General features: G+C 63.1%; 20 protein-coding genes and 1 pseudogene. 6 read left to right on the top strand and 15 right to left on the bottom strand.

Translation table 11 applies throughout. The features are described 5' to 3' along the window. Positions 1-129: 129 nt before the first annotated feature. Complete coding sequence (locus tag V9K91_RS17970) at positions 130-729, bottom strand: TetR/AcrR family transcriptional regulator (protein ID WP_336443662.1); 600 nt, start codon at positions 727-729, stop codon at positions 130-132. A gap of 75 nt (positions 730-804) precedes the next feature. Here V9K91_RS17970 and bdcA point away from each other — a divergent pair, with 75 nt between their 5' ends. Further along, complete coding sequence (gene bdcA / locus V9K91_RS17975; RefSeq protein WP_068848467.1) at positions 805-1515, top strand: SDR family oxidoreductase; 711 nt, start codon at positions 805-807, stop codon at positions 1513-1515. Positions 1516-1768: 253 nt separating this feature from the next. Further along, positions 1769-2212, top strand: a complete 444-nt coding sequence (locus V9K91_RS17980) for a Rid family hydrolase (protein ID WP_095362550.1) — start codon at positions 1769-1771, stop codon at positions 2210-2212. Positions 2213-2307: 95 nt separating this feature from the next. Here the strand turns inward: V9K91_RS17980 and V9K91_RS17985 are convergent, their stop codons facing one another. The 3 genes from V9K91_RS17985 to V9K91_RS17995 form a co-directional block, all read right to left on the bottom strand. After that, the gene (locus tag V9K91_RS17985) at positions 2308-2784 is read right to left on the bottom strand and encodes a nuclear transport factor 2 family protein (protein ID WP_095362549.1); all 477 of its coding nucleotides are present in this window, start codon (positions 2782-2784) and stop codon (positions 2308-2310) included. Positions 2785-2847: 63 nt separating this feature from the next. After that, positions 2848-3417: a TetR family transcriptional regulator gene (locus V9K91_RS17990; RefSeq protein WP_095362648.1), complete on the bottom strand. Its 570-nt coding sequence runs from the start codon at positions 3415-3417 to the stop codon at positions 2848-2850. Between the two features lie 106 nt (positions 3418-3523). Beyond that, positions 3524-4393: an NmrA/HSCARG family protein gene (locus tag V9K91_RS17995; RefSeq protein WP_095362548.1), complete on the bottom strand. Its 870-nt coding sequence runs from the start codon at positions 4391-4393 to the stop codon at positions 3524-3526. Positions 4394-4490: 97 nt separating this feature from the next. Between V9K91_RS17995 and V9K91_RS18000 the strand changes: the two genes are divergently transcribed. Further along, the gene (locus tag V9K91_RS18000; protein WP_095362547.1) at positions 4491-5387 is read left to right on the top strand and encodes a LysR family transcriptional regulator; all 897 of its coding nucleotides are present in this window, start codon (positions 4491-4493) and stop codon (positions 5385-5387) included. Positions 5388-5884: 497 nt separating this feature from the next. On the opposite strand, the gene V9K91_RS18005 is transcribed toward V9K91_RS18000, so the two are convergent. From V9K91_RS18005 to V9K91_RS18030, 6 genes are all read right to left on the bottom strand, one after another. Then, positions 5885-6361 carry a DUF4279 domain-containing protein gene (locus V9K91_RS18005; protein ID WP_095362545.1) on the bottom strand — a complete coding sequence of 159 codons (477 nt, stop codon included), beginning with the start codon at positions 6359-6361 and terminating at the stop codon, positions 5885-5887. Between the two features lie 573 nt (positions 6362-6934). Further along, positions 6935-7405, bottom strand: a complete 471-nt coding sequence (locus tag V9K91_RS18010; RefSeq protein ID WP_095362544.1) for a nuclear transport factor 2 family protein — start codon at positions 7403-7405, stop codon at positions 6935-6937. 12 nt (positions 7406-7417) lie between these two features. Then, positions 7418-8425, bottom strand: a complete 1008-nt coding sequence (locus V9K91_RS18015) for a saccharopine dehydrogenase NADP-binding domain-containing protein (RefSeq protein ID WP_095362543.1) — start codon at positions 8423-8425, stop codon at positions 7418-7420. 18 nt (positions 8426-8443) lie between these two features. Then, positions 8444-8797, bottom strand: a complete 354-nt coding sequence (locus V9K91_RS18020) for a nuclear transport factor 2 family protein (RefSeq protein WP_255220447.1) — start codon at positions 8795-8797, stop codon at positions 8444-8446. Further along, on the bottom strand, positions 8790-9194 hold the full coding sequence (locus V9K91_RS18025) for a VOC family protein (RefSeq protein WP_095362541.1): 405 nt from the start codon (positions 9192-9194) through the stop codon (positions 8790-8792). The genes V9K91_RS18020 and V9K91_RS18025 overlap by 8 nt, the downstream gene beginning before the upstream one ends. 19 nt (positions 9195-9213) lie before the next feature. Next, a complete protein-coding gene (locus V9K91_RS18030) occupies positions 9214-9957 on the bottom strand; it encodes an SDR family oxidoreductase (RefSeq protein WP_095362540.1) in 744 nt (247 codons plus the stop codon). 138 nt (positions 9958-10095) lie between these two features. On the opposite strand from V9K91_RS18030, the gene V9K91_RS18035 reads away from it, so the two are divergent. From V9K91_RS18035 to V9K91_RS18045, 3 genes are all read left to right on the top strand, one after another. After that, on the top strand, positions 10096-10992 hold the full coding sequence (locus V9K91_RS18035; RefSeq protein ID WP_184126186.1) for an AraC family transcriptional regulator: 897 nt from the start codon (positions 10096-10098) through the stop codon (positions 10990-10992). A 543-nt stretch (positions 10993-11535) separates the two neighbouring features. After that, complete coding sequence (locus V9K91_RS18040; RefSeq protein ID WP_095362538.1) at positions 11536-12036, top strand: carboxymuconolactone decarboxylase family protein; 501 nt, start codon at positions 11536-11538, stop codon at positions 12034-12036. Continuing rightward, positions 12033-12464, top strand: coding sequence for a cupin domain-containing protein (locus V9K91_RS18045; RefSeq protein ID WP_336443659.1), 432 nt, complete (start codon positions 12033-12035; stop codon positions 12462-12464). Before V9K91_RS18040 ends, V9K91_RS18045 begins: the two co-directional genes overlap by 4 nt. Positions 12465-12533: 69 nt before the next feature. Here V9K91_RS18045 and V9K91_RS18050 read toward each other — a convergent pair whose 3' ends face one another. The 5 genes and pseudogenes from V9K91_RS18050 to V9K91_RS18070 all read right to left on the bottom strand — a co-directional run. Further along, complete coding sequence (locus V9K91_RS18050; RefSeq protein ID WP_176472570.1) at positions 12534-12911, bottom strand: antibiotic biosynthesis monooxygenase family protein; 378 nt, start codon at positions 12909-12911, stop codon at positions 12534-12536. Positions 12912-12960: 49 nt separating this feature from the next. Next, the gene (locus V9K91_RS18055) at positions 12961-13629 is read right to left on the bottom strand and encodes a carboxymuconolactone decarboxylase family protein (protein ID WP_095362646.1); all 669 of its coding nucleotides are present in this window, start codon (positions 13627-13629) and stop codon (positions 12961-12963) included. Between the two features lie 97 nt (positions 13630-13726). Further along, positions 13727-13912 carry a hypothetical protein gene (locus V9K91_RS18060; protein ID WP_217977502.1) on the bottom strand — a complete coding sequence of 62 codons (186 nt, stop codon included), beginning with the start codon at positions 13910-13912 and terminating at the stop codon, positions 13727-13729. Between the two features lies 1 nt (position 13913). Then, positions 13914-14354 carry a cupin domain-containing protein gene (locus V9K91_RS18065; RefSeq protein WP_095362645.1) on the bottom strand — a complete coding sequence of 147 codons (441 nt, stop codon included), beginning with the start codon at positions 14352-14354 and terminating at the stop codon, positions 13914-13916. Between the two features lie 304 nt (positions 14355-14658). Further along, positions 14659-14895 (bottom strand): annotated as a pseudogene (locus V9K91_RS18070) (MFS transporter); the annotation flags it as partial.

Raw genomic sequence — 14895 nt, forward strand, 5'->3', positions numbered from 1 at the left:
TGGTTAAGTAAAACAGCAACTTGGAGGCGCTCGCGGCCTGGCGCCATCGACCTCGAAGGTGATTTCGGCCCATGAAAAAGGGCCGCACGAAGCGACCCTATGACATGCACGGTCACGTACCAGCGGCGGCTACCCGGGGCCGGCCATCGCCCGCTCCAACCCCCCAACCGCCAGCCGCGCGGACTCGAGCAGCCGGGCATGGTCATTCCCTCGGCGCGCATTCGTGGACAGCCCCATCATCACGGTGGTCATGTAGTCCATCACCCGGTCGGCGGCTTCCGGGTGGCGCGCCGCTACGAAGTCACGGATCGCCGCTTCAGCGCCGACCAGGAACACCATGGCCGCCCGCTTGGCGTCCTCATCGATGGACTGCACCCCTTCAATGACCATGCACCCGGACGCGCCCGACTTGCCGGCGTATCGGCATGCAGCTTCCTCAAGCACGGCGGCCAGGCAGTCGATGACGGGCCGGGCCGGATCCAGCAGTTGCCGCAGCGGGATCGCCCCGTCGCATGCATACCGGTCGAGTACCCGGCCAAACAGCTCCGCCTTGCTGCCAAAGGCGGCGTAGAAGCTGGGCGGATTGATCCCCAAGGTGCCGGTGATGTCCGCCACGCTGACGTCGTCATAGCTGCGCGCATGGAACAGCTGCTGCGCGGTGGCCACGGCAGCGTCGGGGTCGAACGCCCGGGGCCGACCGCGCGGTCGAGATTTTTTTGTATCGACCACTATTAAATTCCTTGACAGGTGCCGAATGCCATTTCTATAGTGGATGCTACATTACTCACTCAGGCGTGTCCAACAATGGCTTTTGAGAACAAGAAGGTGCTGGTACTGGGCGGCAGCCGCGGCATCGGCGCGGCGATCGTGCGCCGCTTCGTGGCGGACGGAGCTTCAGTGACCTTCACCTACAGCGGGTCCCCCGATGCGGCGCATGCGCTGGCCGCGGAAACCGGGGCGACGGCCGAGAAGACCGACAGCGCGGACCGTGACGCGGTGATCGCACGCGTCCGCGACACCGGTCCGCTGGACGTACTGGTAGTGAACTCGGGCATCGCGATCTTCGGCGATGCGTTGGAGCAGGACCCCGACGCCGTGGATCGTCTGCTGCGCATCAACGTGCACGCGCCCTACCACGCCTCCGTCGAGGCGGCGCGCACGATGGGCGATGGCGGTCGCATCATCGTGATCGGCTCGGTGAACGGCGACAGGATGCCGGTACCGGGCATGGCGTCCTACGCGGTGAGCAAGTCCGCGTTGCAGGGGCTGGCACGCGGCCTGGCACGCGACTTCGGGCCGCGCGGCATCACGATCAACATCGTTCAGCCCGGCCCCATCGATACGGATGCCAATCCCGAGGATGGTCCCATGAAGGATCTGATGCACAGCTTCATGGCGATCAAGCGTCACGGTCGCCCGGAGGAAGTGGCAGGCATGGTGGCCTGGCTGGCCGGGCCAGAGGCAAGCTTCGTGACTGGCGCGATGCACACGATTGATGGTGCGTTTGGGGCTTGATGCGCGCACGCTGTTGGCGAGGTGCACTGAGTCGAAATGACCAGACGCTGCGGCATTGATGGACAGCGCTTGGGTACCAGGGCGCGGCATTTGGGCCTGCGACGAACATCGCTTGCCCCTCCCGCCCGTATCCGATTTCGGCCAGAAGCGGACGCCCGCAGCCTATGCAGCTGCGCTTGCATTACCCTTTCGGGGCAGGCGCGCGGCCATGCCTACCGGCAGACTGGCGTCTTCACCCTGGGAAGAAGACGAAATGAGCACCTCCAACCGCAAGACGGCCAGCTTCGGCGTGCCGTGGGAATCGGCTTATGGTTACGTGCAGGCCGTGCGCGTGAACAATTCGATCTTCGTGTCGGGCCAGCTCTCACACACGCCGCAGGGGCAGCTGGTAGCCCCAGCAGCTCTGGGTGCTGACGGAAAGCCTGCCAACTTCGACACCATGGAGGCGCAAATGAAGCGCACCTATGAGAACGCCAAAGTATTGTTGGCCGAGCTGGGCGGATCGCTGGCGGATGTGGTGGAGGAAACTCTTTTCGTAATCGATGTGCCGGCCGCGTTCGCCGCCAGCGGCAAGGTCAGGCCCGCCGTCTATGGCCAGCCTGTTCCCCAGGTGGCCAGCAACCTCATCGGGGTTTCAGCGCTCGCCTTCCCCGAACAGTTGATCGAGATCGCGTTCCGCGCTGAAGTGCAGTCGTAGCCCGACCCCTGAAGCGAAGGAGCACCCCGTTGCTGACATGGAAAGCCCGCAGGCGCATTCAAGCCCGCGGGCCTTCCCCACGCCGGCTCCGCAGCTTACATACCCAGGTCGGACAGCCCCGGGTGATCATCCGGGCGGCGCCCCAATGGCCAGTGGAACTTGCGTTCGCTGTCCTTGATGGGCATGTCGTTGATGCACGAGAAGCGGCGCTCCATCAGACCATCCGCGCCGAATTCCCAGTTCTCGTTTCCATAGGAGCGGAACCAGTTTCCAGAGTCGTCGCGCCATTCATAGGCGTAGCGCACGGCGATGCGGTTGCCAGTGAATGCCCACAACTCCTTGATCAGCCGGTACTCAAGCTCTTTCTTCCACTTTCGGGCAAGAAACTGCCGGGCTTCCTCGCGGCCATTGGTGAACTCGGTGCGGTTTCGCCACTGGGTGTCGAGCGAATAGGCAAGCGCCACTTTGTCGGCATCGCGGGAATTCCAGCCATCTTCTGCCAAGCGAACCTTCTGGACCGCCGATTCGAGAGTGAACGGGGGAAGGGGGGGACGGGGTGCTTCTGCGGACACGGTGGGGCCTCCAATGGAAATGGATGAACGGGGTACTGCGGCGGGATTTCGGTTACCGCGGCGTTAGCGCGTGGCTTGCTTCAACAACACCTGCGCAACATCCCTTGCGGTGTCTGCGGCGTCGTAGTCACCCATCACGCGCGATACGGTGATGGCGCCTTCCATCAGAACCAGCAACTGCCGCGCCAGAACGGCCGGCTGCGCGATGTTCAGTTGCCCGGTGAGCTCCAGCGTGTAATCGAGCAGTTTCTGTTTGTGGTGCTTGGCGATCCTGCGGATCGGGTCGTGGGAATCGCCGACCTCGCCTGCCGTGTTGATGAAGGCACAGCCGCGATAGCCCTCGGACTCGAACCAGCCTTTGAGCACCGTGAACATGCCCAGGATGCGCGCTTCCGGGCTGCCGGCCTTGTCGCATTCCTGCCTGAACCAATTGAGCCAGCGCACGTCCCGCGCGTTCAACGCGGCTGCGGCAACCTGGTCCTTGTTTTCAAAGTGTCGGTAAATGCTCTTGCGCGCAACGCCTGAGGTCTTCACCAGCAGATCCATGCCCGTGGCATGTATTCCGTTCTGGTAAATCAGCGCCTCCGCTGTGTCCAGGATCTTCAGTCGGGTGTCGGTCGTTGTCTTATCCATGGCGCCAAGGTAGAACGATCGTTCTACCTTGTCAACCATCGCGTGCATCCGGAAGGCGAAGGCCGAGGCTCTAAGAGCTGGCTCAACCGCTGCCCAAGCTCGGCCTTCAGCACGCTGACGCATGCTCCGCCGCAAACGCGTCGTACGTACGCAGCGGCCGCCCCAGCAACTGCATCAACCGCTCCACGTCACCCGCGCCCGGCAGCATGCCGTCGCTGATGAAGCGCTCGGCCATCTGTCGCATGTCGTAGGCCATCCACGCCGGCATGAACTGGCGCAGGTTCTGCTCGAAGGCGGCCGTGTCATCACCGCCGTAGGCGATCGGGCGGTTCAGCACATCGCTCCAGATGGCGGCCACCTGTTCTCCGGTGAGTGCTTGCGGGCCCACCAGGTTGAGTCGGGTCAGCGCGCGGTTGTCCGGCGCCTGTTCGCGGTTGAGCAGTTCGATGGCGGCGATCTCGGCGATGTCGCGGGTGTCGATCATCGCCAGCCCCTTGCTGCCGATCGGCATGGGGTACACACCGTAGCCCTGCACCACGTCCTTGATGGTGAGGTCGTTATCGATGAAATAGGCCGGGCGCAGGATCGTGGCGCTGAAGCCCATCTGCTCGATCATGCGTTCCACGCCGAACTTGCCGGCGAAGTGCGGCACGTTGACGTAGCGGTCGCTGTGGATCACCGACAAGTACACCACGCGCTTCACCCCGGCCTCGCGGGCAACGTTGAGGGTGATGAGCGCCTGGGTGAATTCGTCGGCGACCACGGCGTTGAGCAGGAACAACGTGGAGACGCCCTTCAGCGCTTGGCGGAGGGCATCCACATCCAGCATGTCGCCCTGCACCAACTCCACGGTGGCGGGCAGGTTGGCAGTAGCGGGGGTGCGGACCAGTGCCCGAACGTTTGCGCCGCGCTGGATGAGGTGCTGTACGACCTGACGGCCGATGGTGCCAGTGGCGCCGGTAACAAGAATGGTCATGGGGTACTCCGGGTGGGTGGTGAGGCCTCATGGTTGTTGATCCGCGTGCGGGCCGATAGCCCATATACTTGGACCACCTGTCTCGCTGGTGGAACACATGGACCTGCTGGCCTTGGCCGACTTCAACCTGGTGGCGCGACACGGCGGGTTCGGCCGTGCCGCGCGCGCGGCCGAGCGCCCGAAGGCAACGCTGTCGCGGCGCGTGGGTGAGCTGGAGGCCAGCCTGGGGGTGCGGCTGTTCGAGCGTGGCTCGCACACGCTGAAGCTCACCGAGGAAGGTCGGGCGCTGTTCGAGCGCACCGAGACGCTGCTTACCGAACTGGGCGAAGCGGCCACGTCCATTGCCTCAGGCGGCGACACGCCCCGTGGGCGGCTGCGCGTGAGCGCACCGATGCTGTTCTCGCAGATGGCGCTGGGCAGGATTGCCGCCGAATTCGTGAAGCGCTACCCACAGGTGCGGCTCGATGTCACCACCGAAGACCGCGCCGTGGACATGGTGGAAGAAGGCTATGACTTGGTGATAAGGGTCAATCCGGATCCGGATGAGCGGCTGGTGGGGCGGGTGCTGATCCGGGACCGCCTGGTGGCGGTGGCGCACCCGGACCTGCCGCTGCCCGCGATGGGCGAGACGGCGCCTGCGGTGTTTCGGCCGTCCAGCGATGCCACCGGCTGGGACCTCGTAACGCCGCGAGGCGAGATACGTATCGCGGTGGATCCGGTGCTGCGCCTGGGCGCACTGACCATGGTGCGCGATGCCGTACGTGCAGGTACCGGCGCGGCGATGCTGCCCTTCTCGCTGGTTGCCGACCATCTCAGGGAGGGCGCATTGGTGTCGTGGGGAGATGCGAAGGCGCCGCCCATCGAGATATGGGCGCTGTACCCGTCGCGACGGCTGCTCAGCTCAAGGGTGTCGGCGCTGCTCGACCTGCTCAAGGAATCCTTCCCCGAGGGTCAGGCGGAGGAGCTGGCCGCTTTCGCAGGCGGGCGCCGCTGACGGCCAGGAGCGGACTCAGGCCGCTACACAATCAAGATTTTGCTACCTAACGAAACTTGTTCTTTATCGACACTCGTCAAGAAGAGCACCGACTTGTCGCCAACGAGTCGAAAGTGGACACGGGGGCGGCCGGATGGCTCAGCGCTGCTGTGGGACCGGGTCGCTGGGCTCCGCCCCAGAGCAACTCCCCACCCGAACGGTCGATTGTCGGTGGCCGAGCCTGCAGCGGCTAGGGCGACAGCCAGTACGTGCGGCGAAGAACTCTGCCCTCGCTGTCGATCTCGAAGGACCAAGCTTCGTCCAATAAGTGCAATCTATTCACGTACCAGACGCGCTTCACGCACGCCTCCCTGCAATCCGTGCCCCGAAACACAGCCGGCGCGTCTACGCCATGCTCCTGTATCACAGATGGAGTTCCCATGACCCGGATCAGCTGGTCTTGTGAGTCACCTATCTGCACTTTCTCGAAGTTCGCCCTGCCCATGTGTGAGGTGTAGCTACAAGAGCCCGCATACGCGGAAAATAGAAGAATCATCGACGCACCCAGATTGGGCAGTGGACTCTTCGTCATCGTGATCATAGATTTCCAGCCCGAGTGCAATTCCACGTTGACCAAGGGCAAGTAGCGCTTCTGCAGAGAGCCCCATCCCGTCATTGCTGCTACCCATGAAAAGGCCGCAGTAGAGGTTGGGTTCAAACCGCGCCAATGAAGTCCAGATGCTGAGATCCCGGGTAAGTTGCTCGAGGATCTCGAAGATCTGGCTTTCCAGGTCTTCCGGTTTACGATCAGCCGCGTTGAGCCTCCAACTTCCGGTCTTGGTGATGCGCTTGATCCCGGTGCGGCTGCCGACAAGCTCCTGGCCCTTTTGATACGACACCGTTGGACTCGCCCCCAGCAGGGCGCTGATCTCGTCGGGGATGAGCTCGTCCCCGAAGAGCCGTAGTGTTGCCAGGGAATGATCTGGTGCTCCCATACGCCCTCGCCATTTGTTGGACGGACCCGAGGTCCGATTGTGCACTTCTTATCTTCCCCGCCAGTCGTCATCACCCTTGGCAAAGCGTCCGCTGCCGGGGCGAGACACGCGCACAACCCCTGATACTTCCTGCGGACCCGCCCTTTCCTGTGTATCGCTCAGGAATGGCGTCTGGGTAATATCCAACGCGTAGCAAGGAAAGTAAAAATCCAAATGCCGGCGGTAATGACGGCAAGTCCGGTTGTTGATGGAACGAAGAAACCGTTTAGATGCCTGCCAAGGCCGGGCACGCCGACCATGTCCAAAAACGCCAACGGAAGCATGAAGATAATAAGCAACAGGACGGCCATAACTGGGATTGCGGTAAGTGCCCATCCTAATGCGGTCACACTGGTTGCGACGACTAAGGGTCTCCAATCCATGACGCCTCCATCTAAACTTTTCTTGTCACGGCATCATAGCGAATCGGAAACTGTAAAACTCAGGGGTGCCATTTGGCCCGGCAGGCCTTAAATGGTTTGGAGATCGAAGTCCGCTTTCGGCCAAAAGCGGACCAGTGACCGCCCAATCCGCTCAGATCCCAGCGAGCACGCTCGGATCACCCGTCCGCCAGACGTTGTCGACGATCACATGCTTGATCTCCCACCCCGCGTCGCTGCGGTCCAGAACAACGTCATAGCGGTTTTTCATCAGGTACTGGCGTGCGCCATCGACGCTCGATACGTGCTGCGCTTCTACCAGCACATCCACCTGCGCCGTATTGCCGTCCACCACCACCCTCGGGTTGCTGAAGGAGTGGGAGGTATCGAGCCCGTTGAGCGATGTGGACAGCACCTCGACGATGGTTTCCCGCCCCTGAAGCACGGGGTATTCGAAGCCCGCTTTTGCGCCGGCGGGGCGGAAATCTGAGATGGCGTCCTCTGTAAAGGCCGACGAGAGCAACGCGCGGTCGCGCAGGTCGATACCTGCGGCGAAGCGGTACAGCGTGTCGACCACGGCCAGTGTGTCGTGAAGGGCATCGGGGGTGTTTTGGCGCAATGACATGGGGTGGATTCCTTAGCGAGTCGCGGGGGCGGCTGGGTCAATGAAGGTGATACGGGTGTCGGCGATGGTTTCAGCGAAGCCACTTCCGAATACACCTACAGGCGTCTGGAACCCCGGCCGCGCCTCCCCTGCCAGCACACGGCGCGCAGCCACGATCGCGGCCAGGGGCGTGAAGCTGTAGCCGTTCACGGTGTCCAGCACTGCGCGGGTGATGGCACCGTCCGTGCCGACCACCTCTACCGCTGCCTGGTACCGGTTGTCGGCACGCTCCTGCGCGGTGGGTCCATCCGGCAGTGCTTCGATCCCGCCGTCGGGGAACGCGCTGCCGGAGACATGCACGTAGGTTTCGATATCGCCAACGCCGGTCTGCCTGGCGATGGTGATCAGATCAGGCAGCGTCACCGGGAAACAGCTCAATGGGCCTTTGCCGAAATCGAGGTCGCGCAGCGCGTCCGGCGCAAGCGGTGTGAGTACATCATCCTTTCGCATCAGGCACGTGGCCGTTACGTGCTGGCTGGCACTGAGCACCGATCCGCGTGACATCGACCCCGCTACATGCAGGGCGATACGGATGGATACGGGTGACGGCACACGCTCCACCGCACGCGCGGCCAGGCTGCCAAGCATCGCCACGCTGCCGCCGCTACCCGGCATCAGCATGACACCGGCCTTGGTGGCGCTCACGTCATGGCGCGCGGCCAGCTGGTAGCTGTCCAGCTCGGCGGCAATATCCAGGTAATGGACGCCGGTACGCAGACAAGCCTCCATCAGCGCTCCCGCGGTATGCGCGAACGGCCCTGCACAGTTGAGCAGCACCGCGATGTCCTGCAACGCGTAGTCCACATCGCCAGCGTTATCCAGCGCAAACACGCGGTACTCCACGCCAAGGCGTGTGGCCAGCGCCTGCAGCGGAGCTTCGTCACGCCCCGCCAATACCAGCTTCAGCCCAGCTTCTTTCGCGTGCGCTGCAGCCATGCGCCCGGTGTAGCCGGATGCACCGTAGATCATCAATGTTTTCATCGTGTGTTCCTCGCCACCCTATTCGAGTGAGGCGTCAATGCGGGAGATGCGGCCTGCGGAATCCATGGCCACTAGAAGAATTCCGATCTCGTGACCGAAGTCGCCAGTGAAGTCGACCCGGGCCCGTGCACGTGCATCGCCAAGGCCTTCCAGCGAAAGCAGACGGGTAACCGTGTGGTAACCCACGAAGTACTTTTCCAGATAGTCACGCACACCGGCGTGCTCGTTGAAGGTGCATCCGGTGGACGGGTCATCGATCACTGCTGTCTTGCTGAACAACGCCAGGGCACGTTCGATATCGAACGCGTTCATCGCGTTGATGAAGGCCACTACCGTGGCTTTCATGCGGTGCGATGCAGCGACGTCATTCATGGCCGTGCTGCCAGCTCTTGTAGACGAACTCCAGGCTGTAGCCATCCGGATCGCGCACCTGCGCGGCGTAGTAGCGCGGGTCGTAGTGCAGCTGCGGGCCCGGCGGATGGATCTCGCTGGCGCCAGCGGCCGTCGCGGCGGCATACGCGGCATCGACCATCGCGCGGGAATCTGCCACAAAGCCAACATGTGCCGCCTGCGCCGCCGCCACGCCCTGCCGCAGCCAGAAGAAGACCCGGCCGCCTGCGCCGAAGCCCTTCAGGTCGGGGTGGCCGGGTGGACCCTGCCGCCCGTCGTAGTCGAGCCGGTTGACGATGCCCAACGGGGCCAGCGCGGCCGTGTAGAACGCGACCGAGCGGGTGGTGTCGGTGACAGTGAGGAAAATGTGGTCGAGCATGTCGTACTCCCGTTGCGAACTAGATGTTGTAGCCGCCTGCAACTTCAATGGTCTGCGCATTGACCCAGGCCTGCTCATCACCGATCAGCCCGGCAATGACGCGGCCCACGTCGTCCGGCTCACCTACCCGGCCCAGTGCCGTCTGCGAGGCCAGCAGGGCTTCGAATTCATCATTGAGCCCGCCGCCCAGCTCGGTACGGATCGCCCCGGGCGCCACCGCATTCACCCGGATGCGGCGCTCGCCGAACTCCTTGGCCATGTAGCGGGTGAGCACTTCCAGCCCGCCCTTGAAGGCGGCGTAGGGCGCCACCCCGGCGGTGGCAACACGCGTGGTGGCACTGGTGACGTTGACGATGCTCGCGCCAGTGCCCAGCAGCGGCAGCAATGCCTGCGTGAGGAAGAACGGCCCCTTCAGATGCACGTTGAACAGACCATCGAACTGTTCCTCGGTCACCGTCTCGATCGGATTGAACAGCCCGAAGCCGGCGTTGTTCACCAGGCCATCCAGCGCGGATGCGCCCCAGGTTCCCTGCAGGGTGTCCTTCACGTTCGCCGCAAACGCTGGAAAGCTACCGGTATTGCCCACGTCCAGCTGCAGGGCCACTGCCGTGCCGCCTTCTGCCTGGATACGCTCCACCACCTGCTGGGCAGCGTGCGGCTGGGCGTTGTAGGTGAGGATGACGCCCATGCCGCGCTGCGCGCAGTGCAACGCGGCGCTGGCACCAATGCCACGGCTGCCGCCGGTGATCAGTACGTGCTTCATGCAGGTAGTCCTGTGCAGTGAGGGGATATGCACAGGCTAGGGTCGCCGGCTGCGGCGCGCCGACCTGATCCTCGCCAATTCCTGCCTATTCCTGCTTTCCGCCTTGCCAGCCCCCTGCGGCGGGTGTCCAATGGGGACATGGACAACGCACTGGAAGAACTGCGCCGCCTTGCGGCGCATGCCGAAAATCGCCGTACCGATACGGGTATTCCCCGCGTTGCCATGGTGCAGGGCGAGATCCCGGAGCATGCCTTGGCGGCCGTGTACGAGCCGATGATCAACCTGATCCTGCAGGGAAGCAAATCCATGACGGTGGGTGAGAAGACCCTCGAGTACGACCCGGCCACGTACTTCATCATGTCCGTGGACCTGCCCGCGGTGGGTGCGGTGCACCCGGCCAGCACCGGCGAACCCTACCTGGCGGTGAGCCTCACGCTGGACCTTGGCATCATCGCCGCGCTGTTGTGCGACACCACCGATGCTGCCACCGGGCGCGGCGAGCCCTCCACCCAGACCGAGGCCTTCAACGTCGCCGCCGTCACCCCCGAACTGATGGATGCGTGGGTGCGCATGCTGCGCCTGATGGAACGCCCCAGCGAGATACCTGCGCTGGCCCCGGCCTACGAGCGCGAGATCCTGTACCGCGTGCTGCAGGGACCACACGGGTGCATGCTGCGGCAGTTGGCCACGCCGGATTCGGCGCTGGCGCGTATCAGCAGCGCCATCCAGCGCATCCGCAGCGACTATGCAAAACCGCTGCGCATCGCCGCTCTGGCCGAACAGGTGGCAATGAGCGAATCAGCGTTCCACCGCCACTTCAAATCCGCCACCGCGCTGAGCCCGCTTCAGTACCAGAAACAGCTTCGCCTGCTGCAGGCCCGCCAGATTCTGGCGACGCGCGGAACCAGCGTTACCGCAGCGGCGCTTGATGTGGGCTATGAGAGCCCCACCCAGTTCACCCGCGAGTACGCGCGTGCTTTCGGCTTGCCGCCCTCGCAGGATGCGGCGCGCATGATGGCAAGCCGGCGTGGGTAACTCGCTGTTGGCTCTCTTCCTTGCCTCCAATGAGAGCAGCTTCGTCAGTGGCGCCGAGTTGCGCGTTGACGGCTGCATGTACTTGTCTTGAGGCTGCCGTAGCGCATACCTGGTCGATAGGACGCCGACTGCCCTGCCGGATGGGTGGCCATCGGCCCAGTCTTGCTGATGGAGGCTCGCTAGGGGCAATCCCTGTTCATGGCGCTCATCGCATCGGTCGGGTTGGAGCGTCCCACGAAAGGAAGAACAGGCGGATGCCGGGCGTCATCTCACTCAGGGCGTCGAGATAGGCATCCCAAGCTTCCGGCGCCACTTCGTCTCCGACTGGATTGGCCGGGCTGCTCGCCTCCGGCGGTGGCGCGCATGCGCAGAATGGATTGTCCATGTCAGGTAGACGCGCCGGAGCGCTGCCCTGTGACGCTTCCACTGTTGCGCGGAAGTAAACACTGGCGTTACTCGCAGGTGTCTACCCGGGGCGAGTGGGCGGGCATACCGTGGCACCGCGCTGCAGTCCCCCCGCGCCCCTTCCCAGGACCCAAGACCATGACCCAACGTCTCGACTACCAGCAGCAGTCCCCCGAGCTGACCAAGAAGCTCATGGAACTCAGCATGGCTGAAGCAAAGAGCTCCATCGAAGCATCCATCCGCCATCTCGTGCACATCCGCGCCTCACAGCTCAACGGCTGTGCGTTCTGCGTCGACATGCACGTCAAGCAGGCCACCATCCACGGAGAAAGCGCACTGCGGCTTCACCACGTGGCGATCTGGCGTGAATCCAACCTGTTCTCGCCGCGCGAGCGTGCGAGCCTGGCGTGGACCGAGGCGCTGACCTGCATTCCGAGCCAAGGCGTGCCGACCGAACTGTACGAGCGCGTTCGCGGTCAGCTCGCTGAGAACGAGATCTCCGATCTCACCTTCGTGATCGCGGGCATCAACGCATGGAACCGCATCAACGTGGCTTTCCTTGCCGTTCCCGGTTCCTTCGACAAGGCATGGGGATTGGACAAGGCAGGCCTGTCCGTCGCCCCGGCGGTGGCGCAATGAACGCGCGCGCGATGTGGGCGGCAATCGCTCTCTCCATGGGCCTCTGCCTGCTTTCCGGCGCCGCCAGCGCGCACGGGGGCACGCATGCAACCGATGCGCCGCACGCGGTTGTTGCCGAGCTGGCATCGCAGGCGCTGCAGGACTACCCGGGCAAAGAGATCACGCTCATCACCGTGGACTACCCGCCGGGTGCGGTTGACCCCGTGCATCGCCATGATGCGCATGCCATCGTGTACGTGCTCGACGGCACCATCATCATGGGTGTGAGGGGAAAGCCCGAGCAGACCATCAAGGCCGGCGAGACCTTCTATGAAGGCCCGAACGATGTCCACACCGTGGGCCGCAATGCCAGCCAGAGCAAGCCCGCCAGGTTTGTGGTCTTCCTTCTGAAAGACAAAGAGAAGCCGCTGCTTATTCCGGCGGAGTAATCCAGCGCACGTATCGCATGCACATAGGGCCTGCGGTACGCAGCCCCTCGGGACGCTGCCAGGTTCACGCTACTTGATCTTCAGCTCCGGCAGAAGGGGATCGACGTCGACCAGCTCCAACGATTTGACCATGTGCAGCGTCCCGTTCTTGTACTTGAGGAAATGCGGACTCTTCACGTGCTGTTCGTATGCCTGCCGACTCGCATATATTTCAAGAATCGTCAGTCTGGTCGGGTCGTCTTTGTCGAAGACGGCGTACAACGACAGCACGCCTGGCTCGAGCTCCATTGAGGCGCGAACCTCTTCAGCCAGGGCGTCTCGATAGGCGGGCAAATGGTCCGCGTTTACGTTGATCTTTGACAGCCTGGTCATCTGTAACTCCTCAGCTCCAGCACTGGAGGAGCATGCAGCCATGCCGATCAAGGTTCCGATCAGTATCCTTTTCAATCAGCCCTCCAACGTGCGCGTGCAACCCGGCGCATAGCTTTCCTGAAGATCATTCCTGCCGAGCCTCGAGCTGGCGCTGAATACCAACGCGGACACGTTCGGCAGCGTCCAAGCTGGAGTGGACTTCGAGAACATCGGCAAGGCTGGACAGCTGCTCAGGGCGCACGCCTATGTTCATGCTGATTCCTATGTGAGACTGCAACTGGGGTTCCACCCCGGACATGGCAGCCAGCATGCTGACCGTGGCCAGCTCGCGACTCTGCCAATCAAGGTTGTCGCGCTCGAAGATGTCGCCAAAGAGATGCGTACGCAGAAACTCATTTGCTTGCGGTGCGAAATCGAACAATGGCCCTGAGACTGGACCACCCACCAGCTTGGTCTGGTTGGCGGTGCCTGCAGCGAGCAACGCGTCGCCCTTGGGAATCGGCTTGCCGGGCTCGCGGCCGGCTTCATCCTGGATGCCACTCTGCCTGCGTGCCTCCGCCACCTTCATCAGTTCGCTCAACGCGTTCAGGCTCCGCGGAAAGCCCGCGTAGGCGTAAACCTGCACGAGTATCTCTCGCACTTCGGCCAGACTCAGTCCCGCGTCCAAGCCCTGATTCAGCGCGCCCCGAAGGCTATCCATATTGCCGGCCGCTGCTGAGGCGCTGATCGGAATAATGGCTTGCTGGCGAGTGTCCAGTTCGGTGGTGGAACCCGTGTTTGATTTGACGTTCATAGCTGCTCCTTCGTATGCGAAAGCCATCTGTCCCGGACCGGAGGCAAGCATCGCCGCACCCATCAGACAGACGAGACGACTAGACCGCCATTTCCAATCAATCGCCGTGGTGGGCATCGGTCACTTTCTCCAACCAGTTCACGTTCTGACCATCGCGCACGCCGGTTACGGCGAGATGGGTCATCGTCGTACCGGGCGCCGCGGCTTCAGCCTCATGGGGAAGGCCAAGCAGCGCCCAGACAGAGAGGGCCAAGAGCCCGCGAACCGCGGATCGAACCAACATGTCAGCCGCCTCCGTCGGAGCGGGCCGGTGCGTCAGCAGCGGGAGGTCCGGCGAGGTACTGCTCTTCGCTCACATGCTCCAGCCAGTCAACGTTCCTGCCATCCAACGCCTCCTGGACCGCGATATGCGTCATGGCGGTGGTGGGCGATGCACCGTGCCAGTGTTTGTGACCCGGCGGGCACCAGATCACGTCACCCGCCCGGATCTCCACGATCGGACCGCCTTCGCACTGTGTCCAACCGAAGCCGGCAGTAACGATAAGCGTCTGCCCCAACGGATGGGTGTGCCACGCAGTGCGCGCACCCGGCTCGAAGGTGACCGCGGCGCAGGATACCCTCGATGGCGCAGAGGCGGCATTGAGCGGATCGATGCGGACCATGCCCGTAAACCAGTCCGTCGATCCTTTGATGGACGCTTGGGTGCCAAGGTGTTTGATTTCCATGTAGCTCACCTCTTTGTGGTCTGTTGGGTATGCAACCAACGGCTAGTCGGACTCAATCCGAACCGCGAGCGGCCCTTCCGTGCGAAGGACCTGCAGTCCTCCTTCTATTCGACCCAGTCGAATCAGACCGACAGCATCTGATCGTTGATGATCAGTCGAATCTTCATGGAATGAACCTCCGGGTGTGACTCTACCTTCCTGGCTGAAATGGCGTGATGAGTGGACTCGGCAGAGCATGCCGCTACTGCCCCGAACGCAAGCAGGAGGCAAAGCAGTGTTCCTGTGATCGACGTAAGGCGGCTCATCAGCCCCGGGGTTCCACAGCGACCACCGACCCCGACGTGGACGCCCGGTCGTACGCCGTGGCATAAGCGAGCAGCGCTGCGCACAGCAACAGGCCAGCACTGGCCAGGAACGTGCTGGCAAAGCCGAGGCTGTCAAACAGCAGTCCGCCCACGGTCGAGCCGAGTGCGATGGAGCACTGCACCACCGCCACCATCAGCCCGCCGCCGGCCTCTGCGTTGTCAGTGAAAGTGCGGGC

It is taken from the genome of Stenotrophomonas sp. CCNWLW57 (genome assembly GCF_037203925.1).
GTDB classification, from domain to species: domain Bacteria; phylum Pseudomonadota; class Gammaproteobacteria; order Xanthomonadales; family Xanthomonadaceae; genus Stenotrophomonas; species Stenotrophomonas rhizophila_A.